General features: G+C 70.4%; 23 protein-coding genes and 1 pseudogene. 6 read left to right on the top strand and 18 right to left on the bottom strand.

All coding sequences use genetic code 11. From position 1 onward, the window contains the following. Window positions 1–212: 212 nt before the first annotated feature. Together ACIOKD_RS04210 and ACIOKD_RS04205 are read right to left on the bottom strand one after the other, a co-directional pair. A complete protein-coding gene (locus ACIOKD_RS04210; RefSeq protein ID WP_402077927.1) occupies window positions 213–983 on the bottom strand; it encodes a polysaccharide deacetylase family protein in 771 nt (256 codons plus the stop codon). After that, on the bottom strand, window positions 980–1,780 hold the full coding sequence (locus ACIOKD_RS04205) for a polysaccharide deacetylase family protein (protein ID WP_402079168.1): 801 nt from the start codon (window positions 1,778–1,780) through the stop codon (window positions 980–982). Before ACIOKD_RS04205 ends, ACIOKD_RS04210 begins: the two co-directional genes overlap by 4 nt. A 258-nt stretch (window positions 1,781–2,038) precedes the next feature. On the opposite strand from ACIOKD_RS04205, the gene ACIOKD_RS04200 reads away from it, so the two are divergent. After that, window positions 2,039–3,247, top strand: a complete 1,209-nt coding sequence (locus tag ACIOKD_RS04200) for a methyltransferase domain-containing protein (protein WP_402077925.1) — start codon at window positions 2,039–2,041, stop codon at window positions 3,245–3,247. Window positions 3,248–3,329: 82 nt separating this feature from the next. Here ACIOKD_RS04200 and ACIOKD_RS04195 read toward each other — a convergent pair whose 3' ends face one another. The 3 genes from ACIOKD_RS04195 to ACIOKD_RS04185 are packed head-to-tail and all read right to left on the bottom strand — an operon-like array spanning window position 3,330 to window position 6,264. Further along, window positions 3,330–4,556 carry a dipeptidase gene (locus tag ACIOKD_RS04195; protein WP_402077923.1) on the bottom strand — a complete coding sequence of 409 codons (1,227 nt, stop codon included), beginning with the start codon at window positions 4,554–4,556 and terminating at the stop codon, window positions 3,330–3,332. 5 nt (window positions 4,557–4,561) lie between these two features. Continuing rightward, window positions 4,562–5,095, bottom strand: coding sequence for a 5-(carboxyamino)imidazole ribonucleotide mutase (gene purE / locus ACIOKD_RS04190; RefSeq protein ID WP_402077921.1), 534 nt, complete (start codon window positions 5,093–5,095; stop codon window positions 4,562–4,564). After that, window positions 5,092–6,264 (bottom strand): 5-(carboxyamino)imidazole ribonucleotide synthase, encoded by a 1,173-nt coding sequence (locus ACIOKD_RS04185; RefSeq protein WP_402077918.1) that lies wholly within the window; start codon window positions 6,262–6,264, stop codon window positions 5,092–5,094. Before ACIOKD_RS04185 ends, purE begins: the two co-directional genes overlap by 4 nt. A 193-nt stretch (window positions 6,265–6,457) precedes the next feature. On the opposite strand from ACIOKD_RS04185, the gene ACIOKD_RS04180 reads away from it, so the two are divergent. After that, window positions 6,458–7,027: a GtrA family protein gene (locus ACIOKD_RS04180; protein WP_402079165.1), complete on the top strand. Its 570-nt coding sequence runs from the start codon at window positions 6,458–6,460 to the stop codon at window positions 7,025–7,027. Between the two features lie 139 nt (window positions 7,028–7,166). Here the strand turns inward: ACIOKD_RS04180 and ACIOKD_RS04175 are convergent, their stop codons facing one another. Next, on the bottom strand, window positions 7,167–8,435 hold the full coding sequence (locus ACIOKD_RS04175) for an ATP-binding protein (RefSeq protein ID WP_402077915.1): 1,269 nt from the start codon (window positions 8,433–8,435) through the stop codon (window positions 7,167–7,169). A 163-nt stretch (window positions 8,436–8,598) separates the two neighbouring features. After that, window positions 8,599–9,276 (bottom strand): response regulator transcription factor, encoded by a 678-nt coding sequence (locus tag ACIOKD_RS04170; RefSeq protein WP_107015675.1) that lies wholly within the window; start codon window positions 9,274–9,276, stop codon window positions 8,599–8,601. Window positions 9,277–9,810: 534 nt separating this feature from the next. Between ACIOKD_RS04170 and ACIOKD_RS04165 the strand changes: the two genes are divergently transcribed. Then, window positions 9,811–11,313: an oligopeptide:H+ symporter gene (locus ACIOKD_RS04165; protein WP_402079162.1), complete on the top strand. Its 1,503-nt coding sequence runs from the start codon at window positions 9,811–9,813 to the stop codon at window positions 11,311–11,313. Between the two features lie 193 nt (window positions 11,314–11,506). Here the strand turns inward: ACIOKD_RS04165 and ACIOKD_RS04160 are convergent, their stop codons facing one another. The 6 genes and pseudogenes from ACIOKD_RS04160 to ACIOKD_RS04135 all read right to left on the bottom strand — a co-directional run. Further along, a complete protein-coding gene (locus ACIOKD_RS04160; protein ID WP_402079160.1) occupies window positions 11,507–12,802 on the bottom strand; it encodes a hypothetical protein in 1,296 nt (431 codons plus the stop codon). A gap of 77 nt (window positions 12,803–12,879) precedes the next feature. Continuing rightward, window positions 12,880–14,118, bottom strand: coding sequence for a hypothetical protein (locus ACIOKD_RS04155; protein ID WP_402077911.1), 1,239 nt, complete (start codon window positions 14,116–14,118; stop codon window positions 12,880–12,882). 38 nt (window positions 14,119–14,156) lie between these two features. Then, window positions 14,157–14,711, bottom strand: coding sequence for a hypothetical protein (locus ACIOKD_RS04150; RefSeq protein ID WP_402077907.1), 555 nt, complete (start codon window positions 14,709–14,711; stop codon window positions 14,157–14,159). Window positions 14,712–14,748: 37 nt separating this feature from the next. Then, the gene (locus ACIOKD_RS04145; RefSeq protein ID WP_402077905.1) at window positions 14,749–15,465 is read right to left on the bottom strand and encodes an LPXTG cell wall anchor domain-containing protein; all 717 of its coding nucleotides are present in this window, start codon (window positions 15,463–15,465) and stop codon (window positions 14,749–14,751) included. A gap of 433 nt (window positions 15,466–15,898) precedes the next feature. After that, on the bottom strand, window positions 15,899–16,402 hold the full coding sequence (locus tag ACIOKD_RS04140) for an ATP-binding protein (RefSeq protein ID WP_402077902.1): 504 nt from the start codon (window positions 16,400–16,402) through the stop codon (window positions 15,899–15,901). Between the two features lie 417 nt (window positions 16,403–16,819). Beyond that, window positions 16,820–17,191: pseudogene (locus tag ACIOKD_RS04135) on the bottom strand (STAS domain-containing protein); the annotation flags it as partial. A 239-nt stretch (window positions 17,192–17,430) separates the two neighbouring features. On the opposite strand from ACIOKD_RS04135, the gene ACIOKD_RS04130 reads away from it, so the two are divergent. Beyond that, on the top strand, window positions 17,431–18,342 hold the full coding sequence (locus ACIOKD_RS04130) for an RNA polymerase sigma factor SigF (protein WP_398286402.1): 912 nt from the start codon (window positions 17,431–17,433) through the stop codon (window positions 18,340–18,342). Between the two features lie 130 nt (window positions 18,343–18,472). On the opposite strand, the gene ACIOKD_RS04125 is transcribed toward ACIOKD_RS04130, so the two are convergent. Then, complete coding sequence (locus ACIOKD_RS04125; protein WP_402077900.1) at window positions 18,473–18,733, bottom strand: hypothetical protein; 261 nt, start codon at window positions 18,731–18,733, stop codon at window positions 18,473–18,475. Between the two features lie 166 nt (window positions 18,734–18,899). Here ACIOKD_RS04125 and ACIOKD_RS04120 point away from each other — a divergent pair, with 166 nt between their 5' ends. Continuing rightward, window positions 18,900–19,100 (top strand): DUF397 domain-containing protein, encoded by a 201-nt coding sequence (locus tag ACIOKD_RS04120; RefSeq protein ID WP_402077897.1) that lies wholly within the window; start codon window positions 18,900–18,902, stop codon window positions 19,098–19,100. Here ACIOKD_RS04120 and hutI read toward each other — a convergent pair whose 3' ends face one another. The 4 genes from hutI to hutU form a co-directional block, all read right to left on the bottom strand. Next, window positions 19,101–20,321: an imidazolonepropionase gene (gene hutI, locus ACIOKD_RS04115; RefSeq protein WP_402077894.1), complete on the bottom strand. Its 1,221-nt coding sequence runs from the start codon at window positions 20,319–20,321 to the stop codon at window positions 19,101–19,103. It abuts the gene before it with no gap. Between the two features lie 86 nt (window positions 20,322–20,407). Next, complete coding sequence (locus ACIOKD_RS04110; RefSeq protein ID WP_402077891.1) at window positions 20,408–21,784, bottom strand: formimidoylglutamate deiminase; 1,377 nt, start codon at window positions 21,782–21,784, stop codon at window positions 20,408–20,410. Beyond that, a complete protein-coding gene (locus tag ACIOKD_RS04105) occupies window positions 21,781–23,055 on the bottom strand; it encodes an allantoate amidohydrolase (protein WP_402077889.1) in 1,275 nt (424 codons plus the stop codon). The genes ACIOKD_RS04110 and ACIOKD_RS04105 overlap by 4 nt, the downstream gene beginning before the upstream one ends. Window positions 23,056–23,165: 110 nt before the next feature. Next, entirely contained in the window at window positions 23,166–24,839 is a 1,674-nt protein-coding gene (gene hutU, locus ACIOKD_RS04100; RefSeq protein ID WP_402077886.1) for a urocanate hydratase, read from the bottom strand. Window positions 24,840–24,954: 115 nt separating this feature from the next. Here hutU and ACIOKD_RS04095 point away from each other — a divergent pair, with 115 nt between their 5' ends. Beyond that, the gene (locus tag ACIOKD_RS04095; RefSeq protein WP_402077883.1) at window positions 24,955–26,412 is read left to right on the top strand and encodes a diaminopimelate decarboxylase; all 1,458 of its coding nucleotides are present in this window, start codon (window positions 24,955–24,957) and stop codon (window positions 26,410–26,412) included. Window positions 26,413–26,651 lie beyond the last annotated feature (239 nt).

Below are 26,651 nucleotides of genomic sequence, written 5' to 3'. Positions count from 1 at the left end.
CGCCTGCGGGCCCGGCGGGGGCTGGCCGCGCAGTTCCCCGCGCCCCTGATAGGCGGGGCTGCGCCCCGGCCTTTCAACGGGGGACGCACCCCCAGACCCCAACCCCTCAGGGGCGCGGGGAACTGCGCAACGGGGGCGAGGGGGCGGAGCCCCCATGCGGTGACGACGGGGGAGGGTAGGGGCGGCGGGGGCGAGGAACCCCTCCGGGCCCCCTACAGGTAGTCCTCCAGCCGCGCCACAGCGAACCCCTGCTCCTGAATGCGGCGCAGCATCCCCGTGGTCGCGGCCGTCAACGCGCCGCCCCCCTCCCCCTCCGGACAATGCAGAATGTCCCCCGCCCGCAACCGCTCGGCATCACGCCAGAGAACGACCGCGGCGATCCCGCAATCCCCCGCCGCCCGCAGCGTGTCGCCGTCGTACTCCCCATAGGGCGGCCGAAAAAGCCGAGGCCGGATCCCGAACCGCTGCTTGAGCTTCTCCTGCTGGCCGCAGATCTCGGCCCGCTGCCCCTCGTACGGCAGCCCCGGCAGATACGGATGATCGAGCGTGTGGTTCTGCACACTCGCGCCGACCGCGCGCAGCCGGCCGAAGTGGGCGTACCCCGGGCCGACGACGCTGTCCGTGAGGAACACGCTGACCGGCAGCCGCAGTTCCCTGACCATGTCGACGAACCGCGGATCCCGCTCCGCGCCGTCGTCGAAGGTCAGGAAGACGACCTTGTCGCGGGTCGGGACGCGGTCCACCACGGGCGGCAGGCCGGGCCCCGCGGCCCGTAAGGCGGGCCTCGGGGCGGACGGGTCCGGCGCCGCGGCGAGCGGGGCGCTCAGGCCCCAGCGGCGGTACGCGTCCGCAGGGGGCCCGTGTGTGCGTACCTTCTGCGCGGCCTTCTTGCCCAGCCGCTCGATGGGGTCGACGGACTGGGCGCAGCCGGTGAGGCAGAGCACGCCGGTGAGAAGTGCGGCGGTGGCTCCCCGACGCCTCACAGGTAGTCCTCCAGGCGTGCCACCGCGTACCCCTTGTCGGTGATCAGCTTCAGGAAGCGGCGGACCATGTCGGGCATCGTGCCCTCCCAGTCCTCCTTGCCGCGGAAATGGCTGAGAACGATGTCTCCGGGGCGCAGGTCGCGGTCCCACTCCCGGTACTCCCAGCGGTCGACGAAGACCTCCTCGTTCCAGAGGGGGGCCGCCTTGACGCCGCAGGCCTTGGCGGCCCGCAGGGTGTCCTCGTTGTAGTCACCGAAAGGCGGGCGGAAGAGCGTCGGCCGCTTTCCGTACCGCTTCTCGATCACGTCCTGCATCCCGCAGATCTCACGCTTCTGCGCGGCGTACGACAGGCCCGGCAGGTAACGGTGGTGAAGCGTGTGGTTGTTCAGAGCCACCCCGTCGGCCTGCATCTTCTTGAAGTACCCGTAGTCCTCCTTGACCAGGTAGTCACTGAGGAACGCGGTGTACGGGATCTTCAGCTCGCTCATCATCCGCAGGAACGCCGGGTCCTTCTCGGCCCCGTCGTCGATGGTGAGGAAGACGACCTTGTCCTTGGTGGGGATCGTCGTGAAGACGGGCGGCAGTCCGTCGTGGTCGTCCACCTCGAAGCCGTCACGGGTGGTGATGTGCGGCTTCTTCGCCGGGGCGGGGGGCGCGGGCAGGGGGGCCTTGGCCAGGCCCCATCTCTTCACCGCGGCGGCGTGGGCGCGTTGTTCCCGGCGGAGTTCGGCGGCTGCTTGCTGGCCTGCGGCCGGCTTGGTGTCCTTGGGGGCCGGACCCACGCAGCCCGTTGCCATCGCGGTGGCCGCCAGCAGAGTCAGGGTCGTGCGCGCAGCCGCTCGGGACGGGTGGGCGGTCGGCCGCGGGCCGGTGAGGGCGGGCCGCGCAGTTCCCCGCGCCCCTTTCAAGGCGCTCACCTCGACCCCTTTGACACTGTTGCTGTGGGATTGTCGTACAAGTCGCATGGGGCCGGATACTCCCAGGTCAACAGCCCTCCCCTGGCTCGACACCGCCGTCGCGCGCGTGCCGTCCACCGACTGGCCCACAATGGGGCGGTGAACGACCTCGATCCGCCGGACTCCCCGCTCGCCTCCTTCGCCGCTCTGCGCACGTCCGAGGGGCGTGCCCTTCTCGACGAGGTGCGCGGTACCGAACCGGCCCAGGAACTGGCCGTGGCGACGCGGCTGCGGCGCGGTCATCCCGTCGGGCTCGTGTCGGCCGCGATCGGGCAGGCGCGGCTGCGGCAGCGGGCCGTCGCGAAGTTCGGTGCGGCGGACGCGGCGGAGATGTTCTTCACGCCGAACGGGGTCGAGCAGTCGACCCGGGCGAGCGTCGCCGCGTACCGTGCCGCGCGCTTCGGGGAACTCGGGGTGCGGTCCGTGGCCGATCTGTGCTGCGGCATCGGCGGTGACGCGATCGCGCTCGCCCGCGCCGGGATCCGGGTCCTCGCCGTCGACCGGGACCCGCTGACCGCGGCCGTGGCCCGCGCGAACGCCGAGGCGCTCGGGCTCGCGGAGCTGATCGAGGTGCGCGAGGCCGATGTCACCGAGGTCGACACCGCCGGGTACGACGCCGTCTTCGTGGATCCGGGGCGCCGGGGCGGGCGCGGGCGGATCTTCGACCCCGAGGCCTACTCACCGCCGCTGTCGTGGGCCGTCCAAGCCGCCCGCGAAGCGCCTCTCGCCGCGCTGAAGATCGCCCCCGGCATTCCGCACGAGACCGTCCCCGCCGAGGCCGGGGCCGAGTGGATCTCGGACGCCGGGGACGTGAAGGAAGCCGTGCTGTGGTTCGGCACCGGGGAGGCGGGCTCGGTCCGCGCGACCCTGCTGCCCGGGACGCGCACCCTCCACGGCCGCGGACTGCCCGATCCCGCGGTGCGTCCCGTGGGACGCTTCCTGTACGAGCCCGACGGTGCCGTCATCCGCGCGCATCTGGTCGCCGAAGTGGCCGCCGGCCTGGACGGCGGAGGGCTGGTCGACGAGACCATCGCCTACGTCACCGCGGACTCCGCGACGGCCACGCCGTACGCCACCGCCTACGAGATCACCGACCAGCTCCCCTTCGGCGTCAAGAAGCTCAAGGCGCTGTTGCGGCAGCGCGAGGTGGGCGTCCTGACCGTGAAGAAGCGCGGGTCGGCGGTCGAGCCGGAGGAGTTGCGGCGCAAGGTGAAGCCGCAGGGACCGCACTCGGCGACCGTGTTCCTGACGCGCGTGCGGGGCGCCCCGACCATGCTCCTGGGGCACCCCGCCACGCTCGACAGTTAGACAGTTAGTTAGACAGACAGACAGCCAAGAGGGTCAAGGCGGTCAAGGCGGTCAAGACGGCTAAGACGGCCAGGAAAGACGGCTAGCCGTCCAGCTGCTCCAGGGTCGCGTTCGACGGGCCCCTGCGGGACTGTTCGTCGCGGGCCACGTCCTCCGCCGCGGCCAGGACCCGTACCGAGTTCTGCCAGGTCAGCTTGGCGAGGTCCGGCTTCGACCAGCCGCGGTCCAGGAGTTCCGCGATCAGGTTCGGGTAGCCGGAGACGTCGCTGAGGCCGTCGGGGGTGAACGCCGTGCCGTCGTAGTCGCCGCCGATGCCGAGGTGATCAACACCCGCCACCTCACGCATGTGGTCGAGATGGTCGGCGACCGTCGAAACGGTCGCGGCCGGGCGGGGGTTGGACTCCTCGAAGGCCTGGTGGACCTTCATCGCCTCGGCGGTCGAGTCGAGGTGGTGGAAGCCCTTCTCCCGCATGTTCTCGTCCGCGGCCTCCGTCCAGTCGACGGCTGCCTGGAGGACGAACTTCGGCACGAACGTCACCATCGCGACACCGCCGTTGGCCGGCAGGCGCTCCAGCACGTCGTCCGGGATGTTGCGCGGATGGTCGCAGATCGCGCGCGAGGACGAGTGCGAGAAGATCACCGGCGCGGTGGACGTGTCCAGCGCGTCCCGCATGGTCGTGGCGGCCACGTGGGAGAGGTCCACCAGCATGCCCAGCCGGTTCATCTCGCGTACGACCTCGTGGCCGAACGGCGACAGGCCGCCGACCACCGGCTCGTCGGTCGCCGAGTCCGCCCACGCGATGTTGTCGTTGTGGGTGAGGGTCATGTAGCGCACCCCCAACTCGAACAGGCCGCGCAGCGTGGCGAGGGAGTTGTCGATCGAGTGGCCGCCCTCGGCGCCCATCAGCGAGGCGATCCGGCCCTCGGCGCGCGCCGCCTCCATGTCGGCGGCGGTCAGGGCACTCCGCAGATCCGCCGGGTAGCGCTCGATCAGCTGCCGTACGCAGTCGATCTGTTCGAGGGTCGCCGTGACCGCGCCGGGCAGGTCCGAGCGCACGTACACCGACCAGTACTGCGCGCCGACGCCGCCCGCGCGCAGTCGCGCCAGGTCGGTGTGCAGGTGGGCGCTCTGGTCGGCGGCGATGTCGCGGGCGCCGATGTCGTAGCGGACCTGCTCGCGCAGCGCCCAGGGAAGGTCGTTGTGCCCGTCGACCACGGGGAAGTCGGCGAGGAACGCGCGGGCGTCGTCAAGAGAGGTGCCGCGGGGAGTACCGGAGGGAGTACTGGGGGGAGTACCGGGGGAAGTCATGTCCGTCACTTTCCGAAGCCGAAGCCGCTGCCCGTGCCCGCGCTGCTCTCGACCTTGGAGCGCAGCCTTCTGCCCTTCTCGGTGGCCTGGTCGTTCAGCTCCTGCTGGAAGTCACGCATCTTGGCGAGGAGTTCCTCGTCGTGCGTGGCCAGGATGCGGGCGGCGAGCAGGCCCGCGTTGCGCGCGCCGCCCACCGAGACCGTGGCGACCGGGACACCGGCCGGCATCTGGACGATCGACAGCAGCGAGTCCATGCCGTCGAGGTACTTCAGCGGGACCGGTACGCCGATCACGGGCAGCGGACTGACCGAGGCGAGCATGCCAGGCAGATGGGCGGCGCCGCCCGCACCCGCGATGATCGCTTTCAGGCCACGCCCGGCCGCCTCCTCGCCGTACGTGATCATCTCGCGCGGCATCCGGTGGGCGGAGACCACGTCGACCTCGTACGCGATCTCGAACTCGTCGAGGGCCTGCGCGGCCGCTTCCATGACGGGCCAGTCGGAGTCCGACCCCATGACAATGCCTACGACAGGGCTCATTCGGTGATCGTTCCTCTGAGGTAGCCGGCTGCGTGACGGGCGCGCTCCAGCACGTCGTCGAGGTCGTCGCCGTAGGTGTTGACGTGGCCCACCTTGCGGCCGGGCTTCACGTCCTTTCCGTACATGTGGATCTTGAGCTGGGGGTCGCGTGCCATGCAGTGCAGGTACGCGGAGTACATGTCGGGGTAGTCGCCCCCCAGGACGTTCACCATGACCGTCCACTTCGCGCGCGGGCGAGGGTCGCCCAGGGGCAGGTCCAGGACCGCGCGGACGTGGTTGGCGAACTGGGAGGTGATCGCGCCGTCCTGGGTCCAGTGGCCGGAGTTGTGCGGGCGCATGGCCAGTTCGTTGACGAGGATGCCGTTCTTCCCGTCGGGTCCACGGGTCTCGAAGAGCTCGACGGCGAGGTGGCCGACGACGCCGAGTTCCTTCGCGATGCGCAGGGCCAGTTCCTCCGCCCGGAGCGCGAGCTCGTCGGAGATGCCGGGCGCGGGCGCGATCACCGTGTCGCAGACCCCGTCGACCTGCTGGGACTCGACAACCGGGTAGGCCACGGCCTGGCCGTGCGGCGACCGTACGACGTTGGCGGCCAGTTCGCGGGCGAAGTCGACCTTCTCCTCGGCGAGGACCGGGACGCCCGCCCGGAAGGGGTCCTCGGCGTCGGCCGCGGACCGGACGATCCACACGCCCTTGCCGTCGTAGCCGCCGCGGACGGTCTTCAGGACGACCGGGAAGCCGTCCCCCTCGGCCCCTTCGGGGAGCCCTTCCGCCGCGAAGGCCACCACGTCTGCGGGATCGCTCACGATCCGGTGCCGTGGGCACGGCACCCCGATCTCGACGAGCTTCGCGCGCATCACGCCCTTGTCCTGGGCGTGCACGAGCGCGTCGGGGCCGGGGCGCACGGGGATGCCGTCCGCCTCCAGTGCCCGCAGATGCTCGGTGGGTACGTGTTCGTGATCGAAAGTGATCACGTCGCAGCCCCGCGCGAAGGCCCGCAGCGTGCCGAGGTCGCGATAGTCGCCGACGACGACCTCGCTGACCACCTGCGCCGCAGAGTCCTGGGGGGTGTCACTGAGGAGCTTGAACCTGATGCCGAGCGGGATGCCAGCCTCGTGCGTCATACGAGCGAGCTGACCGCCGCCGACCATGCCGACTACCGGGAACGTCACGCCCCCAGGGTATCGGCCGTTTCGAGCCACCCCTGTCGCCCGCACGATCATCGGACCTTGTGCGGGTTCGTCACATCCCGGCCACATCTTCGAGTCCGAGCCGGGCAGCGCGAGGAACCGCTGGTTAGCATGGCGGAGTCGACGAAGGTTGACGAAAATGACGTATCCGACGAGACGGGGGCTGGGCGACACCATGGGCACAGGTGATAAACGCGGGGCTCATGCCAGGCCGGTCAGCGCCGTTCGCCTCCGGATCGAGCGGTTGACCAGGGAAATCGCCAAATTCGGCGCGGTCGGCGGAGCGGGTCTCCTCGTCAACCTGATCACCTTCAACCTGGTGCGCAGCACTACCGACCTCCAGGTCGTCCGGGCCAGTGTGATCGCCACGGTCGTCGCAATCGTCTCGAACTACATCGGTTTCCGCTACTTCACGTACCGCGACCGTGACAAGAGTGGCCGTACCAAGGAACTGACGCTGTTCATGCTGTTCAGCGCGATCGGCCTGGTCATCGAGAACGGTTTCCTCTTCGCCGCCACGTACGGCCTGGGCTTCGACAGCCCACTGGCGAGCAACGTCTTCAAGTTCGTCGGCATCGGCATCGCGACCCTCTTCCGCTTCTGGTCCTATCGCACGTGGGTCTTCCGGGTAGCCCCGGCCCACGACCCCGTGACCGACGCGGAATCGTTCCTGGAGAACCCGTCCCCGTACCTCGACGAGGACCACCCACCCCAGAACCTCCGCCAGGTCCAACGAGTCCGCTGACCGGCACCGGGGGTACCCCTCCCAAGGGCGCGGCACCTCCAGGGGCACGGGACCTTCAGCGGCGGGGGCCTTCAGGGGCGCGGGGAACGGCGCAATCTTCAGCCGTGATCACTGTCACCAACCTCCGTGGACAGAACAGCTAGCGCACGGTGGGTTCGTCACCTTCCCGCCGTTTCGCAGGCGTACGCGACAAGAACAGCCCGAACACGGGCGGCTGCGCCTGAAGCATCTCCAGCCGCCCCCCATCCGCCTCCGCGAGGTCACGGGCCACAGCGAGCCCGATCCCCGTGGAGTTGCGCCCGCTGATGGCCCGCTCGAAGATCCGCGCACCCAGATCGGCCGGCACCCCCGCCCCCTCGTCGGTGACCTCGATCACGGCCTGGTTGCCGGTGACCCGCGTACGCAGCGCGACCGTGCCACCGCCGTGCATCAGCGAGTTCTCGATCAGCGCGGCAAGGACCTGGGCCACGGCCCCCGGCGTCCCGACGGCCTGCAGATGATGCTTGCCCGAGCTGACGATGGCGCGGCCCGCGTTGCGGTAGGCCGGGCGCCACTCGGCGAGCTGCTGCTTGATGACCTCGTCGAGGTCGAACGTGACGGCGGAGCCGGTACGCGGGTCACGGGCGTTGGTCAGCAGCCGCTCCACCACGTCGGTGAGGCGCTCGACCTGCGCCAGCGCGATGGTCGCCTCCTCCTTGACCGTGCTCGGGTCGTCGGTGAGGGTGATCTCCTCCAGCCGCATGGACAGCGCGGTCAGCGGCGTACGCAGCTGGTGCGAGGCGTCGGCCGCGAGGCGCCGCTCGGCCGTCAGCATGCGGGCGATGCGCTCGGCCGAAGCGTCCAGTACATCGGCGACCCGGTCCAGCTCCGGCACCCCGTACCGCTTGTGGCGCGGGCGCGGGTCCCCCGATCCGAGCCGTTCCGCGGTCTCCGCGAGGTCGGTCAGCGGGGAGGTGAGCCGGTTGGCCTGGCGCACCGCGAGGAGGACGGCGGCGATCACCGCGAGCAGGGCCACCGCCGCGATGATCAGTAGCGTCCGGCCGACCTCACGGGTGACCGCCGAGCTCGCCTCCTCCACCGTGACGGTCTCGCCCTCCTCGCCGTCGCGGGTGGAGGTGATGACGTCACCGGTGGGCTGCTTGCCGATGTGGATGGTGTCGCGGCCCGGGATCTCGATGCGCGCGTACCGGTCGCCCGTGACCTGGTCCTTGAGGACCCGGGCGTTGACCTGCTCGTCGCCGAGAATGCGGCTGTCGACGATGCTGACCAGCCGTACCGCCTCGGAGTCCACCCGTTCCTGGGCGCTGTTGCTGATCGTGCGGGTCTCGACGATGACGAGCGAGACCCCGAACACGGCGATCACCACCAGCACGACGGCCAGCGTGGAATTGATGAGACGGCGACGCACAGGTCCCTCCGGGCAACTGATGATCAGGGCTGGACCCACGCCCCGTCAGGGGCGCGGGGAACCGCGCGACCAGCCGCACACGGCCCGCGGCCGCGCATCCGCCTACGAGGCCGCGGATCCGCCTACGACGCGACGGCGGAAAGCGCGGCCCGACGGCAACGGGTCAACTCTTCTCGAAGCGGAAGCCCACTCCTCGTACCGTCGCGATGTACCGCGGATTCGCCGCGTCGTCCCCCAGCTTCTTGCGCAGCCAGGAAATGTGCATGTCGAGCGTCTTGGTGGACGACCACCACGTGGTGTCCCAGACCTCGCGCATCAACTGGTCACGTGTGACGACCCGGCCGGCGTCCCTGACGAGCACCCGGAGCAGGTCGAACTCCTTCGCCGTCAGCTGGAGCTCCTCGTCGCCCATCCACGCCCGGTGCGACTCGACGTCGATGCGCACCCCGTGCGTGGCGGGCGGCTGCTGGGGCTCGGCCGCGCCGCGCCGCAGCAGGGCCCGTACCCGGGCCAGCAGTTCGGCGAGACGGAAGGGCTTGGTCACGTAGTCGTCGGCACCCGCGTCCAGGCCCACGACGGTGTCCACCTCGTCGGCGCGCGCGGTCAGGATGAGGACCGGCACGGTCATCCCCTCGGCGCGCAGCCGCCGGGCCACTTCCAGCCCGTCCATACCTGGCAGCCCGAGGTCGAGCACGACCAGATCGATACCGCCCTGGATGCCCGCGTCGAGCGCGGTGGGTCCGTCCTCACGTACCTCGACCTCGTACCCCTCTCGGCGCAGGGCGCGAGCGAGGGGTTCCGAGATGGACGCGTCGTCCTCGGCGAGCAGTACTCGGGTCATGAACTGATGGTAGTCCGCTGCGGAGCGGCGCAGTGAGGGTGATCGACATCCGTGTTGATCCTGACCCCTCCGCACATGCGAACCTGGGGTTCAGAATGAAAATCTGTGAACGACCTTCGATTCATGCGCATGGTTCCATCCACGCCTGTGATCCATCTCTCAAGTCGTGCCATATGCGGCATTGATATGGCGTACGGCCTTATGGTGACCAGACGCCTGTAGCACCACACAGGGACCTTTGGCGGGAGCTTCACGCTGAAGGTCTCTTTTGTGTGCGGGCTGGTGTCTACCAGCCTTGAAAGGAATGACCTGTGGCCGGGCCCGGCGCGCGAGAACGCGCGACGGGCGTGGATCCCGGTGGTCGTCGTCCACCGCTGCGACCTCGTCGACCGAGGACGGGGCGGAACTCCCCGTGGGCGTGGGGCGGGACGGCCGACCCGCCGGTGCCGGCCGCCTCCCCCACCGGGCGCGCAACCCCATTCCGCTCAAGCGGCTTCCGCTCCAGCGGCGCGTCCCGACCAGCAAGGAACGACCATATCGTCCAGCCTGACGAAGGACTCGGTCTCTCCGGGCACCCCCGGTTCCGGATACGAGAAGACCTTCTTCGGCCACCCCCGCGGACTGGCCACACTCTTCATGACCGAGATGTGGGAGAGGTTCTCCTACTACGGCATGAGGGCACTCCTGCCGCTCTACCTGGTCGCCCCCGGCGGCCTGCACCTGAGCGCGAGCACCGCGACCGCGATCTACTCCGTGTATCTGTCGCTCGTGTACCTGCTCGCCCTCCCCGGCGGCTGGTTCGCGGACCGTGTGCTCGGCCCCCGCAAGACCGTCGCCGTCGCGGGACTGGTCATCATGCTGGGCCACCTGACGCTGGCGCTGCCCTCGTCCGGCACCTTCTTCGCGGGCCTCGGTCTTGTCGCGATCGGCTCGGGTCTGCTGAAAGCCAACATCTCGACGATGGTCGGCCACCTCTACCAGGGCCCGGACGACCCGCGCCGCGACGGCGGTTTCACCGTCTTCTACATCGGTATCAACCTGGGCGCCTTCGCCGCTCCGCTGGCGATCGGCACCATCGGCGAGAAGGTGAACTGGCACCTGGGCTTCGCGCTCGCCGCGCTCGGCATGGCACTGGGCCTGGCGCAGTTCCTGATGGGCCGCCGCCACCTCGACGCGCGCTCGGACGTCGTCCCTACGCCGATGTCCGCAGAGGAGAAGGCCTCGGCCCTGCGCAAGGGTCTGCTGTGGCTGGCCGTCGCCGCGGTCTTCTACGCCGTCGTCAGCCTCTCCGGCCACTACACGCTGAACTGGATCATGGTCCCGCTCGCGCTCATCGGTCTGATCATCCCGGTCTGGGTGATCGCCAGGATCAAGCGCGACAAGTCGCTGGACCGGGTCGAGCAGTCGAGGATGTCGGCGTACATCTGGTTCTTCGTCGCCGCGGCCGTCTTCTGGATGATCTACGACCAGGGCGGCTCCACGCTGTCGATCTTCGCCGAGTCGTCGGCCGAGAACAGCGTCCTCGGCTGGACCTTCCCGGTCTCCTGGTACCAGTCGGTCAACCCGGTCATGATCATGGCGCTCGCCCCGGTCTTCGCCTGGGCGTGGCTGGCGCTGAACCGGGCCGGCCGGGAGCCGAGCACGATCGTGAAGTTCGCGTCGGGTCTGGTCCTGGTCGGTGCCTCGTTCTTCCTCTTCCTGGCCCCTCTATCGATCGCCGAGGGCGGTCACAAGGCCGCCGCGATGTGGCTGGTCGGCATCTACTTCGTGCAGACCGTCGGCGAACTGGCCGTCTCCCCGGTCGGCCTCTCCGTCACCACGAAGATGGCTCCCGCGAAGTACGCCTCCCAGATGATGGGCGTCTGGTTCCTGGCCGTCACCGCCGGTGACGCCACGACCGCCCTGCTCTCCATCGCGGGCGTCGACCTGAACGGCATGGGCATCGTGGCCCTGGAGGCCGGCCTCGCGGTGGTCGCGGGCGTAGCGATCTACATGTACCGCAACAAGGTCAAGTCCTTGATGGGCAACGTGAACTAGTCACTCCGCCAGAAGCTCCCCAAAGACGAACAGATTGCGCCGTTCCCCGCGCCCCTGAGTACCCAGGGGCGCGGGGAACGGCGCAATCTTGTTTCGTCTTCCAGGGACGCGGGGAACGGCGCAATCTTCTGGCTTTGAGGGGCGCGGGGAACTGCGCGGCCGGCCACAGCGGGCCGTCAGATCCCCACGCAGCTCACCCCCGCCGCCCTCGGGGCATGAACGTGAACACGGCCCCGCCGAGCAGAACCGCGGTCCCGGCGACAAACCCGAGCGCCCGCAACCCCCCACCGTCATCGCTCCCGGTGTCCGCGAGCCCACCCCCCGCAGAGCCACTGCCGGCGGAGCCGCTCCCACCGGAACCAGAGGCACTACCACCGGCGGAGCCACTCCCCCCGGCCGCACCCCCCGGCTGGGCAGCCGTGTCCAACGTCAAGGACACCGCGGACTTCGTCGGCGTGCACGTGGTCGTCGTCCCGAGCGCCTTCACCGTCAGCACCCCCGGCGACAGCGTCGACTCCCCGTCCGCGCCCGGCTTGTACGTGCCGGTCATGTCGGAGATCACCATGGGCTCCCCGGACTTGATGGCCTCGGCGTTGGTCGGCCCTGCGACCGCGACCGTGCCCTTGTCCGCGCCACCCAGTACGACCTCCATCGACGGCTTGACCGAGTCGGCCGGAATGTCGGCGGGGCTGTCCATCACAGACCCCTTGAACTGGACGGTGAGGTCGTAGTTCCCGCCGTTTTTCTTGGCGTTGATCTGCACCGGCGAGGTCACGTTCTTGTCCCCGATCGGTGTCTTGCACGCGTAGGGGATGTCGACCGCCTTGCCGGTGAAGTCGGTCTGTTCCCCACCGCCGGTGGTACCACCGCTGGTACCACCCGTGTCACCACCACCGGTCCCACCGCCGGTCGTACCGCCGGTGGTGCCCCCGGTGGGCGTGGGCGTCGGGCTGGTGGGACCGGGCGACTCGGGGGGCGGATCACCCTCCCCCGCCGTGACGTTGATCGTCGCGGCGGGCCTCACCGTCTCCGTCGGCGCGCACTTGGTGTCCGTGGACATGACGTTGATGGCGTACGCGTCCGGCGTCAGCGTCGCCTCGCCGGCCTTCGTCAGTTTCAGCTTGCCCTTCATGTCGGACAGGATCATCGCCCCGCCCTTGGGGATCGCCGGGTTCTCGCGCGGCCCCTGCATCGCGACGGACGCGGTCTGCGCACCGGCCGCCTTGAGGATGCCGGACGGCTGCACCGAGTCGGCGGGCAGGTCGATGAGGTCGGGGTTCTTGGAGGCGGCCCGCGTGAACTTCCACACCACCTCGACCTCGTCACCGACCTTCGCCGCGGCCGGCGCGGTGATCTCCACCTGGGTGGTGCCCTTGACCGTCGGCAGCCCGGAGACCGGAGGGGGTACGCAGTCGGTCGCGTAGGACACTTCGGCGGCCTGGGCGGGCGTCGCCGCCACACCCAGCAGGACTCCCGCACCGCCGAGCATCATCGCGACTCCGGCCGCGCTCGCTCTTCGGCCGCCTCCGGGCTTCTTCGGCCCGGGCCGGACTCTCCGTTGCGTGCTCACGTGATTCCCTTCCTGGTGGGGGACGTCGGAGTGTTCTCGTGCGGTGCGGAGAGCTGATCGGCCTCGGCGGCCCCGGGATCGGTGTCCGGGGTGAACCAGGGCAGAGCGGAACGCGTACGGGCCCGCGTACGCGTACCTGTGTCGGCGCCGACGCCCGCGGATTCGTTGCCGCCGAATTCGTTGCCGGCGGATTCGTTGCCACCGAATTCGTTGTCGCCGAATCTCTTGTCGCCGGAGTCCTTCGAGGCCGGCGAAGGAGTCAGCCTTGGCATGCGCAGGGTGACTTCGGGCAGCCGCAGCCCCCCGCGCCGCACTCCGTGCGCGCCACGACCGGGCCGGACACTCCGTCCGCCCCTGCGCCCCCGGCCCCTCCCGCCCCGCCCGGCGGGTCCGCTCGGCCGCACCCGGTCCACCACGGCCATCCCGGTCCGGAACAGCGCGGCCGGTACGACGACACAGACCAGGAGCCAGAAGAGCGCCACGCCCCAGGGGCGGCCCACGCCCCACGGCTGCTCGGCGAGCACCTTGCCGCCGAACTTCAGGGAGACCGTGTAGTCGCCGTGCGCACCGGCGGTCAGTTCCACCGGCAGGGTGATCCGTGCCTTCTTGCCGGGGCCGACGGTGCCGCGCCACTGGTGTTCCTCCCACTGCGGGGCGAACACGCCGTGCGAGGTACCGACCTGGAAGACCGGGTTCTTCACGTCGGTGGTACCGACGTTTCCGACGGTGAAGACGAGCTTGCGGGCAGGCGGCGCGCCGAACCAGGTGAGCAGACCGCCGGACCCTCGAAGCCGGGTGTCGGTGAGCACCGAGAGCCGCCCGCCGCTGTCCTCCTTGGGCAGCGGCTCGACCTCGTGCCCCGCGACCAGGAAGGGGGCGTCCGCCTCCGCCTTCGCGCCGGTGACCGTCGCGACATGGACCACGCAGGGGCACGGTTCGGGCGGTTCGGTGACCGGCAGTTTCTTGCTGAACCGGCCCTTCGCGTCGGTGGTGACGGCCCGTCCGTCCGCGTTCGCGCAGGAGTTGGTCCCGCCGATCACGCCCCGGTCGGTCGAGGACCGACCGCAGATGAGCATCATCAGCAGGGCGTTAGCCCGCCATCCACTGCCGCTCACCGTGAGGGAACCGCCGGTCCCCGCCTGGGACTTGGAGAGTTTCACCTGCGGTTTCTCCGCCGCGGCGGCGGTACCCCCCACCAGCGAGAACAGCGCGAGCGCCACAACCACCGCCGCCACGGCCGCCCGCCACCGACACACCCCTGCAGCCGTGCCGCTCACATCACCGCTCCCGTCGACTCGACTTCCGTAGCGACTTCCGTACGCGGCCGTACGCGTCGCATACATCGCATACGTCGTACACGTCGTACGAACCAGAGGGCGCCGCCCGCACACACCGCGAGCCCGGACAGCGCGCCCGCCGACGCCGCCGTCCTCGGCACGAACCACGCTTCCGCGGCGGCATCGCCACGGGCCCCGCCCTCCGCCGTGACCGTCAACTCGACGTCGACCCCGTCGAGGGCGGGCGGGTCGGGCGGGTCGTGCGGGTCGGGCGGGTCGGGCGGGTCGGGCCAGGAGAGCGCTTTGTCGGCGCCGTTGTCGGCGTCGGCGCCCCCGAGCCGTACCGCCAGCGGCTTTCCGCCGGGGTTGCGCACCGACCCGGTGTCCTGGAGGACCATGCCGGGCGCGCCCTCCGCGTAGAAGTACGGCCGACCGTCGTGACCCCCGCCCGCCGAGGGCACCACGGACCAGTCGTCGTCGGTGACGGGGACCGGGGCGACGCCGAGCACGGTCACGGACGCGTGGCAGAGTGCACGGACGGCGAACGGCATCGGCGGCTCCGAAGCAGAAGGGCTGGTGCGGGGCGATTCAGCCGCGGGCCTGGTTGCGCCGGCTCAGCCACAGCACGCCGGCCGCGCCTGCCAGCAGGACGGTGCCGCCGAGCGTGCCGAGTGCGATCGCGGAGTCCTCGGGGCCGGTCTGCGGCAGATCCTCACCGCCCGCCGCGGCGTCCTGCGAGGAGCCGGTATTGCCTGTTGTGCCCGTTGTGCCTGTGGAGCCACCGCCCGACGCCGCGACGGTCAGGGTCAGCGAGGGCTTCGGGCTGTTGCCGGGCGTGCACGTGGTTGTCGTACCGAGGGCCTTGATGGTCAGCACACCCGCGGTGAAGGTGACCTTGCCGCTTCCCTTCGGGGTGTACGTCCCGGTCAGGTCGGTGATCTTGATGGGGGTGTTGGCGGGGATCGCCGCAGGGTTGGCGGGACCCTTGACCGACACGGTCCCGCTGTCGGCGCCGCCGAGTTTGATGACCGCGCTCGGATTCATCGCGCCTTTGCCCAGTTCGACGGGGCTGGACGAGACGCCCTTCTCGAAGGTCATCGTGAGCCGGTAGCCACTGCCGCTCTTGACGCTCTTGATGTCGATGGGCGAGACGGCCGACTTGTCGCCGATAGGGGTTTTGCACTGGTAGTTGACGTCCACCACGTCGGCCCGGGCTGCGGGGGCGGCCATCAGCACCGCCGAGCCGGCCAGGGCCGCGGCGGACGCGAGCGCTGCGGTTCGTTTCTGGTACGTCCGGTATGACACGGTCCCCTCATTCCCGAAGGCGTTCCTGACACCATTCCTGGCCAGTTCCTGACGGAACATCAGATCGGCCGTCAAGGTACGCCCGGCCCCTTGCCGAGGGAAGACAAAATGCGCACCGGATCCGTGAGGATCCGATGCGCACAAGGTGAGCAACGGGCGAGGGGAGGGCCCGCGCCCGGGGAAGGGGGCGACTCCCGGGGGCGACTCGGAGGGGGGCAGGTCCGGAGGACCGCCCCGAAAGGGGCGCGGGGAACTGCGCGCCCAGCCCTTACCGAACCCGCACCCGCACCCGAAAACACAGAGCCACCGCAGCCCGCAGGGCACCCCCACAAGGCATCGCAGGGCATCACAGGGCATGGCATGACAAGGCACGGCAAGGCTCAACAGAGAGCAACAGGCCTCACAGAGGGCAACGCCAAACCGCGGCGGAGCGCTACGCGGGAGCGCCCAACTCCGCCCAGACCGTCTTCCCAGCGGCCCCCTCCGCCCGGACCACACCCCAGTCCAGGCACAACCGCTGCACGATGAACATCCCGTGCCCGCCGGGCCGCCCGGCCCGATGCGGGGTCCGCGGCGCGGGCTGACCGGCCCCCCGGTCGGAGACCTCGATCCGCAGCACCTTGTTCTCGCAGGAGATCCAGAGCTCGTCCGGGCCCTCGGCATGCAGACAGGCGTTGGTGACGAGTTCGGACACGACCAGCAGCACGTCCTCCGCCGCGGCCCGCCGATCGGCGGTGGCCGCGGGCAGCCACCCCCACTCGTACAGCGCCTGCCGGGCGAAGTCACGGGCGAGCGGGACGACTCCGCTCTCGCCCTCGAAGTTCAGTCGGCGGGCATGACGCCCGGGGGGCGTATCGCCCGGAGACGCCCCGGAAGCGCCGCCGTCGCCCGATTCAGGGCCGCGGTCGCCCGGCGAGTAAGGCCGGGTGGTGCTCATCAGCGCTTCACCTCACCGATTCACCAGTTCACGATTCAAGACTCAGTTCTCAGCACATTCAGCACATGCGGCGCACTCGGAAAGTCCAGAGCACTCGGGCTCGGGGAGTGGTCCGGGACTGCCGCACACTTGCCGTTCGGTCCGTTGACATATTCAGAAGGTCTCCTGCCCGACCGAACCGCCGGAACACCCACTTGTTCGGTACGGATGACGAGACTCCGATATCGCGTTGATCACGTCGAAGGCGACCTGGACACAACTGTGCCGCAGGACAGCGCCTCGGGGCGACTAGTCACCCCGATCGGCCGCGGGCAGGTCGGCCCCGGACGCACGGCTCTCGGCCGCACCGTCCTCGGACCCCGCGGCCCCGGCTTCACCCGCCGCCGCGGAATCGTCCGCCACGGAGTCACCTGCCCCGCTCTTGTCGTCCAATGCCGCTTCCAGCGTGTCGTGCACGGTGAAGACGGCCTCCGCCCCGGTGATCTCGAAGACCCGGGCCACCACCGGCAGCATTCCTGCCAGGTGGACCCCGCCGCCGGCGGCCTCGGCGCGCAGCCGAGCACCGAGAAGGACGTTCAATCCGGTGGAGTCGCAGAACTCCAACCGTGAACAGTCCACGACGAGACGCACGAAGCCGCGGTCGAGGCAGTCCTCGACCGGTTCGCGCAGAAGATCCGCCGTATGGTGATCCAGCTCACCCGCCGGGGTGACGACGGCACTAGTGCCCTCTTCTCGCACCTCGACCAGAAGCCGGCCCGACTGTGCGCTGCCGACCGTCCCGCGGTCCATGCCGTCTCTCTCTTCCGACCGATGTGGTTGTTCGTTGACGCACTCGAACCCTACGCCTTCCCTGCACACTCTGACACCCGAACAACCGCCAAGAATTGGACATTTCGCCGCAAAACTCACTTGCGAGAGGGTCACGAAAGCGGGTAGGGCTAGTAGAGACAGTTTTCGACACGGCCGGCTTTGGAGGCGCCGCACACCGCAGTGCACGTATTGGCATCGGCAGCCATATGCCGAGAACGATGGAGGACATCATGTCACCCCGGCTCGACGCATCGCAGGCCCAGAGGGCGACGTCGACACGCCCTCTGGACGATCTGGAAGAAGAGTCCGCCGACGAGAACGCCGGCCTCGCCGGGCTTCCCGAGATCCCCCCGTTCGCGGAGGTGGGCCCGGTCGACGCGCGAGCACTCTCCAAGACTCTCTTCGGGCGCCTTGAGTCGCTGGAGGAAGGCACCTCCGAGTACTCGTACGTCCGCAACACTCTGGTCGAACTCAACCTCGCCCTGGTCAAGTTCGCCGCCTCCCGGTTCCGCTCCCGCAGCGAGCCGATGGAGGACATCATCCAGGTCGGCACGATAGGCCTGATCAAGGCGATCGACCGCTTCGAACTCAGCCGCGGCGTCGAGTTCCCCACTTTCGCGATGCCGACCATCGTCGGCGAGATCAAGCGCTTCTTCCGTGACACGTCATGGTCCGTGCGCGTACCGCGAAGGCTGCAGGAGCTCCGCCTCGACCTGGCCAAGGCGGGCGACGAACTCGCACAGCAACTGGACCGCGCTCCGACGGTGGGAGAGCTGGCGGAGCGTCTGGGGCTGTCGAACGACGAGGTCGTCGAGGGCATGGCGGCGTCCAACGCCTACACGGCCAGCTCACTGGACGCCCAGCCCGAGGAGGACGACTCCGAGGGCGCGCTGGCGGACCGGATCGGTTACGAGGACCACGGACTCGAAGGCATCGAGTACGTGGAGTCGCTGAAGCCGCTGATCGCCGAACTTCCGCAGCGCGACCGGCAGATCCTGTCGCTGCGCTTCGTCGCCAATCTGACCCAGTCGGAGATCGGCGAGGAACTGGGCATCTCGCAGATGCACGTGTCGCGACTGCTGTCGCGGACGCTGGTGCGACTGCGCAGGGGCCTGACCGTCGAGGAGTGACACCTCCGTCGCCCGACACGCGCGGGGCCGAGCCGACCTGACCGGCTCGGCCCCGCGCTTTCTGTCCACAGGCCGCGACGCGCACCAGGTCGCGCTCTGGCCGGGGGCGCGGGCGCAGCCGTACGACGCCTCAGCAGCCCTCGGCGAACAACTCCCCGGCATCGGCGACCCGATAGGAACGGTCGAGCCAGGAGCCGAGTTCATCCATGTCGGTGGACGAGAGAACACGCTTACGAACGACATCGGGCACGTCGACGCCCCGCCACTGAAGAGTGCGCAGAACACTCTCCGCCCGTTCCAGGGCCCGACCCTCTTCGCGCCCTTCCTCTCGCCCTTCCTCTCGCACCTGCTCAGCAAGCGGGTGTCGCCAGAAGTACTGGATCGCCGTCATCAGGTCCCTCCACATCTGCTGCGCCCCACCGGCACCATGTTCATCGATGCGGGAGTAGAGCTGAAACAGCTCCGAACACTCTTCCGTGAAGTCGAGAAGATGACGCTGGAACCCATGGCGTCACGGAACTTCATCCACCGTATGACCAAGGAGTTGTGAGCCGCACATGGACCATGCATTGCGCTGGCAGAAATCCACCTTCTCGGGCGGCGGCGACGGCAACACCTGCGTCGAGATCGCCAAGTCCCCCGGGACCCTCCACCTCCGTGAGAGCGAAACCCCCGGCACCGAACTCATCACCAGTACCCGCCCGTTGGCCCACCTGATACGCGGGGTGAAAGCGGGCGCGGCCCCTACCGCCGCCTAGTCACACTCGCGCGCCCCTGCGCCACACCTCCCGCACCAGCGGCACCCCCGGCCGGTACGCCAGGTGCACGTGGCTCGGGGCGTCGAGGAACGCCAGGTCGGCGTACGCGCCCGGGGCGAGGCGGCCGACGTCGGTGCGGCGCAAAGCCCTCGCCCCGCCCGCCGTGGCCGACCACACCGCCTCATCCGGCGTCATCCCCATGTCCCGTACCGCGAGCGCGATGCAGAACGGCATGGACGACGTGAAGGACGAGCCCGGATTGCAGTCCGTCGACAGGGCGACCGTGACGCCCGCGTCGAGCAGGCGGCGGGCGTTCGGCCACTCCGCCCGGGTGGAGAACTCCGCGCCGGGCAGCAGCGTCGCCACCGTGTCGCCGTTCGCGAGGGCGTCCACGTCCGCGTCGGTGAGGTGGGTGCAGTGGTCGGCGCTGGCCGCGTCGAGTTCGACAGCGAGCTGCACTCCGGGGCCGTACGAGAGCTGGTTGGCGTGGATGCGCGGGTGCAGCCCCTTCGCCCTGCCCGCCGTGAGGATCGCGCGGGCCTGGTCCCCGTCGAAGGCCCCCTTCTCGCAGAAGACGTCGATCCAACGCGCGTACGGGGCACACGCGTCCAGCATCTCGCCGGTGACGAGCGCGACGTACGCGGCGGGGTCGTCCGCGTGGTCAGGCGAGACGATGTGCGCGCCGAGGTAGGTGACCTCGTCGGTGTGCGCGGACGCGATGCGCAGGGCCCGCGCCTCGTCCTCGACCGTCAACCCGTAGCCGGACTTCGTCTCGAACGTGGTCGTGCCCTGGCGCAGGGCCTCGGCGAGGTAACGGGTGAGGTTCCGCTCCAGTTCCGCGTCCGTCGCCGCGCGGGTGGCGGCGACGGTCGTCCGGATGCCGCCGGCGCTGTAGGCCCGGCCGGACATACGGGCGTTGAACTCCTGCGTGCGGTCGCCCGCGAAGACGAGGTGCGAGTGGGAGTCGACGAAGCCGGGGATCACCGCGCGGCCACCGGCGTCGACCCGATTGTCAGTGGCGGGTGCTTTTCTTGAGTCACCGGTCCACGCGATGCGGTCGCCGTCGATGACGACGGCCGCGTCCTGGATCAGACCGAGCGGAGATCCTCCCCCATTCTCGAATTTGCTCGAACGGGGGGACCCCCATCCGAGAGAGGAGTCGTTGGTGACCAGACTGGCGATGTTGGTGATGAGGGTCGTGCTGCCGGTCCTGCTGCTCATGGCGTCCTCTTGGGCGATCGGGGCGACGGGGGCGGCGACGGGGGCGGGTTCGGAACCGGGGCCGGGGCCGGGGCCGGGGCCGACGTTCAGGCGCGCAGGGCTTCGATGGCGTCCGCGAGGGCACGGGGCACGTCCGGGACAAGGGCGTGCGCCCCGTCGCGTACGACGTGCCGGCCGCCCACGACGGTGTGCCGCACATCCGCCGCTGTCGCGGCGAATACGGCCGTCTCGGCCCCGAGCCGCGGCAGCGTTCCCGCTGTCCTGACGGAGTCGAGCGCGACCGTCGTGAAGTCGGCGAGCGCACCCGCTTCGAGCGTGCCCGCGTCGGCCCAGCCGAGGGCCGCGTGGCCGTCCGCGGAGGCGGCGCGAAGGAGCGCCGCCGCGGTCCAGTGGCCCCGGGTGCGGCTGCGCAGGCGCTCGTTCAGCTCCATCGCGCGTGCCTCTTCGAGCAGGTCGACGACTGCGTGGCTGTCGGAGCCGAGGGACAGCGGGGAACCCGCGTGCTGGAGGGCGACGGCCGGTCCGATGCCGTCGGCGAGGTCGCGCTCGGTGGTCGGGCACATGCACGTGCCGGTGCCCGAGCGGCCGAGCAGCGAGATGTCCTCGTCGGTGAGGTGGGTGTTGTGCACGCCCGTGGTGCGCGGGCCGAGCACTCCGTGGTCGGCGAGCAGCCGGGTGGGCGTACAGCCGTGGGCCGCCAGGCAGGCGTCGTTCTCCGCCGTCTGCTCGGACAGGTGCACATGGAGCGGGGCCCGCCGCTCCTCGGCCCACCGCGCCACCGTCGCCAACTGCCGTGCGGGGACCGCCCGTACGGAGTGGATGGCGGCCCCGATCCGCGCGTGATCCCGGTCCTTGAGAACTGAACAGCGTGCTGCCCAGGCTTCCGCCGTGCCGTCGGAGAAGCGGAGCTGGTGCCGGTTGGGGGGCTGTCCCCTGCGCGCGTCGACCAGGCCCGCGGCGAGGTAGACGGTGTCGAGGAGGGTGATGCGGATGCCCGCCTCGGCGGCGGCCTCGACGAGCGCCTCGCCCATGGCGTTCGGGTCGGCGTAGGGGGTGCCACCGGGCGCGTGGTGCACGTAGTGGAACTCGCCCACGGCCGTGATCCCGGCGAGGGCCATCTCCGCGTACACCGCGCGGGCGAGCGCGTGGTACGTGTCCGGGGTGAGCCGGTCCGCGACGGAGTACATGATCTCGCGCCAGGTCCAGAAGGTCCCGGAGCCGACCTGGACGGTACCGCGCAGGGCCCGGTGGAAGGCGTGGCTGTGGGTGTTGGCGAGGCCGGGGAGCGTCAGGCCGCGCAGGACCTCCGCTCCGGGCGGTGGACTGTCGACGCCTGTGCGGACGGCGGCGATCCGGCCGTCCGCACCCACGTCGAGGGCCACGCCCGGCTCCACGTAGGAGTCGAGCCAGGCGTGCTCCAGCCAGTACGTCGTGCCTCGCGCGCTCGCGTTCAGCTCGCTCACTTGCAGGCCAGCCCTTCCAGTACGTCGGCGAGTGCGGTCACCCCGGCCACGCAGTCGTCCTCGGCGGCGTACTCGGCCGGCGAGTGCGAGACCCCGGTGGGGTTGCGTACGAACAGCATGGCGGTCGGAATCGAACCGGAGAGGATCCCGGCGTCGTGTCCCGCACCGGTTCCCAGGACGGGAACCCTCAGATCCGCGGGGTCCTTGCCCGTCTCCCCGCCCAGGAGGCGGGCGATCTCGTCCCGCAGCGCGTGCTCGAACTCGACGACCGGGGTGAACGACTCCCGGACGACATCGAGGTGGATGCCGTGCGCGTCGGCGTACTCGCGGGCCGCCTTCTCGATGCCGTGGACGACCCTGTCGAGGGTCGCCTGGTCCGCGGCGCGGGAGTCGAGCCAGCCGCGTACGAGGGAGGGGATGGCGTTGACTCCGTTCGGCTCGACCGAGATCTTGCCGAAGGTGGCCACGGCGCCCGTGAGCTGAGCTTCCCGGCGGGCCGCGAGCACGGTCTCCGCGTACGACAGCATGGGGTCGCGGCGGTCCACGAGGCGGGTGGTGCCCGCGTGGTTGGCCTCTCCCCGGAAGTCGAACCGCCACCGCCCGTGCGGCCAGATGGCGCTGGCGACACCGACCCGGTCGCCGGTCAGGTCGAGGGCGCGCCCCTGCTCGACGTGCAGCTCGACGAACGCGCCGATACGGCTCAGGCGTTCGGGGTCCGCGCCGATGGCGTCCGGGTCGTGACCCGCGGCCTCCATCGCCTGCGGGAGCGTGATCCCGTCGGCGTCGGTGAGCCGGTGCGCCTGCTCGACGCTGAGTTCCCCGGCGGTGAGCCGCGAGCCCACACAGGCCAGCCCGAAGCGGGCGCCTTCCTCGTCGCCGAAGTTCACGATGGCGAGGGGCTTGGTGAACCGTGCGTTCCGGCCGCGCAGTTCGTCCAGCGCGGCGAAGGAGGACACGACGCCGAGGGGCCCGTCGAAGGCCCCGCCGTCGGGCACCGAGTCGAGGTGGGACCCGGTGACGACGGCGTCCCCCGCCGAGGGGTCGCCGAGCCAGGCCCACTGGTTCCCGTTCCGGTCCAGTTCGAGCACGAGCCCGCGCGCCTCGGCCTGCGCCCGGAACCAGGCCCGGCAGTCGGTATCGGCCCCGGTCCAGGCGAACCGCCGGTAGCCACCGGATGCGGGGTGCCGCCCGATGGGCTCCAACTGCCGCCACATCTCAAGGAAGGAGGAAGTACCTGAACGTGGCCGGGCGTTCGAGTCCGGTCCAGGCATTTTCAGCCCGTCCGGCGTTTGAGGACGAGGCCGTTCAGGCCGATCGGGGGCCTGGGGGCGGAGCCCCCAGCGGGGCCCGGGGGCAGCGCCCCCGCCCGACAACGACCCGCTCACTCGCCCTCCCGCATGGGAACCCGCACGCCACGCTCGTCAGCGACCGCCTCCGCGATGTCGTACCCGGCATCGACATGCCGAATGACACCCATCCCGGGGTCGTTCGTCAGGACACGGCGGATCTTCTCGCCGGCCAGCTTCGTGCCGTCGGCCACCGTCACCTGCCCCGCGTGGATGGAACGCCCCATGCCCACACCGCCACCATGGTGGATGGACACCCAGGACGCGCCGGAGGCCACGTTCACCATCGCGTTCAGCAACGGCCAGTCGGCGATCGCGTCCGAGCCGTCGAGCATGGCCTCGGTCTCGCGGTACGGGGAGGCGACGGAACCGCAGTCGAGGTGGTCGCGGCCGATCGCCAGGGGAGCCGCCAGCTCGCCAGAGGCGACCATGTCGTTGAACCGCTCGCCCGCCTTGTCCCGCTCCCCGTAGCCGAGCCAGCAGATCCGCGCGGGCAGCCCCTGGAAGTGCACCCGCTCGCCCGCCAGCTTGATCCAGCGGTGGAGGGAGGCGTTCTGGACGGAGTCGCCCTCGGGGAAGAGGTCGAGGATCGCCCTGTCCGTCTTGTGGATGTCGGACGCCTCACCGGAAAGGGCGGCCCAGCGGAAGGGGCCCCTGCCCTCGGAGAACAGCGGCCGGATGTAGGCGGGTACGAACCCGGGGAAGGCGAACGCCCGCTCGTATCCGGCGAGTTGGGCCTCGCCCCGGATGGAGTTGCCGTAGTCGAAGACCTCGGCGCCGGCGTCCATGAAGCCCACCATGGCCTCCACGTGCCGCGCCATGGACTCACGGGCCCGCGTGGTGAAGCCGGCCGGGTCCTTCGCCGCGTACGCGGCCATGTCGTCGTGTTCGACGCCCACGGGCAGGTAGGCCAGTGGGTCGTGGGCCGAGGTCTGGTCGGTCACGATGTCGATCGGGGCGCCCTCGGCGAGCATCCGCGGCAGCAGTTCGGCGGCGTTGCCGAGCAGGCCGATGGACAGCGGGCGGCGGGCGTCCCGGGCTTCCACGGCGAGCTGGAGGGCGTGCTCCAGGGAGTCGGCCCGCACGTCCAGGTACCGGTGCTCGATGCGGCGCTCGATGGCGCGCGGGTCGACGTCGATACAGATCGCGACACCGTCGTTCATCGTCACGGCGAGCGGCTGGGCGCCGCCCATGCCGCCGAGACCGGCCGTCAGGGTGATGGTCCCGGCGAGCGTCCCGCCGAACTTCTTCGCGGCGACGGCGGAGAAGGTCTCATACGTGCCCTGGAGGATGCCCTGCGTGCCGATGTAGATCCACGACCCGGCGGTCATCTGGCCGTACATGGTGAGGCCGAGTGCTTCGAGGCGCCGGAACTCCTCCCAGTTCGCCCAGTCGCCCACCAGGTTGGAGTTGGCGATGAGGACGCGCGGCGCCCACTCGTGGGTCTGCATGACACCGACGGGGCGGCCGGACTGGACGAGCATCGTCTCGTCCTGCTTCAGCGTCCGCAGCGTACGGACCATGGCGTCGAAGGAGCGCCAGTCGCGGGCGGCCTTGCCGGTGCCGCCGTAGACGACGAGCTTGTCGGGGTGCTCGGCGACCTCGGGGTCGAGGTTGTTCTGCAGCATCCGCAGAGCGGCTTCCTGCGGCCATCCCAGGGCGCTCAGTTCCGTGCCGCGCGGTGCTCGGACGGGGCGGGGTCCTGACATGGTCTGCCTCCTGGCGAAGCGGCACAGTGGATATTCACATCTTGAACTTCTGAATAGGTCTAGTCAATACCCTCCGGGGCCAGCACGGGCGTCGCACGGGTGTTTGGCTGGATGCATGGCTGCATACACAGGTTCAGGGGACGCGGACGGCACGACGGGCTACCAGCCGGAGAAGGGCGCGGATCGGGGCACCGGCGGAGGTGGGGACCAGGGTGCGGACGGGGCCGCGCGACGCCACGAGGCCGTTCGCGCGGCCGTGGAACAGGGACTCGTCAGCCCCTCCGCTCCCCTCGTCGCACTCCTCGACACCACCGGCATCCGGGCCTCCGTGGCAGCCCTGCGGGCAGCCTTCGACGCGGTGACCGCACCGGGAACCCCCGTGCTGCACGCGTTCGCGGTGAAGGCGACCCCCCTCGTCCCCGTGCTGCGGCTGCTGCACCGGGAGGGCATCGGCATGGAGGTCGCGAGTCCGGGCGAGCTGGCCCTCGCCCGCGCCGCCGGGGTGCCCCCGTCCCGTACGGTCCTCGACTCGCCCGCGAAGACCCCCTCGGAGCTGCGGGAAGCGCTCGCACTGGGCATCGCGGTCAACGCGGACAACCCCCAGGAGCTGGCGCGGATCGACGCGCTGGTCGGCTCGGCGGCGACCCGCTCACCTCTGGGGCTGCGGGTCAACCCGCAGGTCGGCGGGGGTTCGATCGGGGCACTGTCCACGGCGACGGCGACCTCCAAGTTCGGGGTCGCGCTGCGGGACGAGGGCGCGCGCGAGTGGGTCGTACGGGCGTACCTGGACCGGCCGTGGCTGACCCGGCTGCACACGCACTCGGGTTCACAGGGGATGCCGCTGGAGCTGATGGCACACGGGGTGGCCGAGGTGTACGGGCTCGCGGAGGAGATCAACGAGCGGGCCAGCCGACGGCGGATCGACACGCTCGACATCGGCGGCGGGCTGCCGGTGAACTTCGGCTCGGACGCCCACACCCCGACGTACGAGGAGTACGCGCGGCTCCTCGCGTCGACCGTGCCGGGGCTGTTCGACGGACGGTACGGGCTGGTCACGGAGTTCGGGCGGTCGCTGCTCGCCAAGCACGGCGTGGTGCTGGCGCGCGTCGAGTACGCGAAGTCGGCGGGCGGCCGGGCCATCGCGGTGACGCACGCGGGAGTTCAGGTGGCGACCCGCACGGTGTACGCGCCGGAGTCCTGGCCGCTGCGGGTGGCCGCGTACGACGCCGAGGGGCGGCCGAAGTCGGGGCCCGACGTGGTGCAGGACGTGGCGGGACCCGCGTGCTTCGCGGGTGACCTGCTGGCGGAGGGCCGGTCGATGCCACTGCTCGAACAGGGCGACTACGCGGCCGCGCTGGACACGGGGGCGTACTACTTCGCGCACCACTACGGCTACAACTCGCTCGCGCGGCCCGCCGTCCACGGCTTCGGCCCGGACGGGTCCGGCGGGGTGCGGTTCGCGGTGGTCCGCACGGCACAGACGATCGACGAACTCGTGGCGGAGTCGGGAGGGGCACACTCCGAGGCGCTGACCCGGCGGGACCCCGGCGTGACCCGTACGACTCCGGCGTGACCGGCGTGACCGGCGTGACCGGCGCGACTCCGGCGTGACCGGCGAGACCCGGCTCGCCCCGACATGGCCCGGCATGACCGGAATGAATGTACCCGTGAACCGGGAAAAGCCCGAAGGTCTGATTATCTTCAGAGCAATCGACCCACACTAGCCAGCAACCGGCATGTTCCACAGGAAAATGCCCTATCTCTCACTCGTCACGCACACGTTGCGTAGCTTCTGCGTCACTCAGCTGAATC

Source organism: Streptomyces sp. NPDC087844, assembly GCF_044742785.1.
In the GTDB taxonomy this organism is placed as follows: domain Bacteria; phylum Actinomycetota; class Actinomycetes; order Streptomycetales; family Streptomycetaceae; genus Streptomyces.
This window is presented reverse-complemented; position numbering and strand designations above follow the sequence as displayed.

Excerpts from the sequence above, each read along its gene's own strand:
- purE (WP_402077921.1), bottom strand. The coding sequence starts at position 5,095 with ATGAGCCCTGTCGTAGGCATTGTCATGGGGTCGGACTCCGACTGGCCC.
- hutU (WP_402077886.1), bottom strand. The coding sequence starts at position 24,839 with ATGTCAGGACCCCGCCCCGTCCGAGCACCGCGCGGCACGGAACTGAGC.
- hutI (WP_402077894.1), bottom strand. The coding sequence starts at position 20,321 with ATGAGCAGCAGGACCGGCAGCACGACCCTCATCACCAACATCGCCAGT.
- ACIOKD_RS04195 (WP_402077923.1), bottom strand. The coding sequence starts at position 4,556 with ATGACTTCCCCCGGTACTCCCCCCAGTACTCCCTCCGGTACTCCCCGC.
- ACIOKD_RS04180 (WP_402079165.1), top strand. The coding sequence starts at position 6,458 with ATGGGCACAGGTGATAAACGCGGGGCTCATGCCAGGCCGGTCAGCGCC.
- ACIOKD_RS04150 (WP_402077907.1), bottom strand. The coding sequence starts at position 14,711 with ATGCCGTTCGCCGTCCGTGCACTCTGCCACGCGTCCGTGACCGTGCTC.
- ACIOKD_RS04170 (WP_107015675.1), bottom strand. The coding sequence starts at position 9,276 with ATGACCCGAGTACTGCTCGCCGAGGACGACGCGTCCATCTCGGAACCC.
- ACIOKD_RS04160 (WP_402079160.1), bottom strand. The coding sequence starts at position 12,802 with ATGCTCGGCGGTGCGGGAGTCCTGCTGGGTGTGGCGGCGACGCCCGCC.
- ACIOKD_RS04095 (WP_402077883.1), top strand. The coding sequence starts at position 24,955 with ATGGCTGCATACACAGGTTCAGGGGACGCGGACGGCACGACGGGCTAC.
- ACIOKD_RS04130 (WP_398286402.1), top strand. The coding sequence starts at position 17,431 with ATGGAGGACATCATGTCACCCCGGCTCGACGCATCGCAGGCCCAGAGG.
- ACIOKD_RS04140 (WP_402077902.1), bottom strand. The coding sequence starts at position 16,402 with ATGAGCACCACCCGGCCTTACTCGCCGGGCGACCGCGGCCCTGAATCG.
- ACIOKD_RS04125 (WP_402077900.1), bottom strand. The coding sequence starts at position 18,733 with ATGACGGCGATCCAGTACTTCTGGCGACACCCGCTTGCTGAGCAGGTG.
- ACIOKD_RS04205 (WP_402079168.1), bottom strand. The coding sequence starts at position 1,780 with ATGGCAACGGGCTGCGTGGGTCCGGCCCCCAAGGACACCAAGCCGGCC.
- ACIOKD_RS04105 (WP_402077889.1), bottom strand. The coding sequence starts at position 23,055 with ATGCCTGGACCGGACTCGAACGCCCGGCCACGTTCAGGTACTTCCTCC.
- ACIOKD_RS04120 (WP_402077897.1), top strand. The coding sequence starts at position 18,900 with ATGGACCATGCATTGCGCTGGCAGAAATCCACCTTCTCGGGCGGCGGC.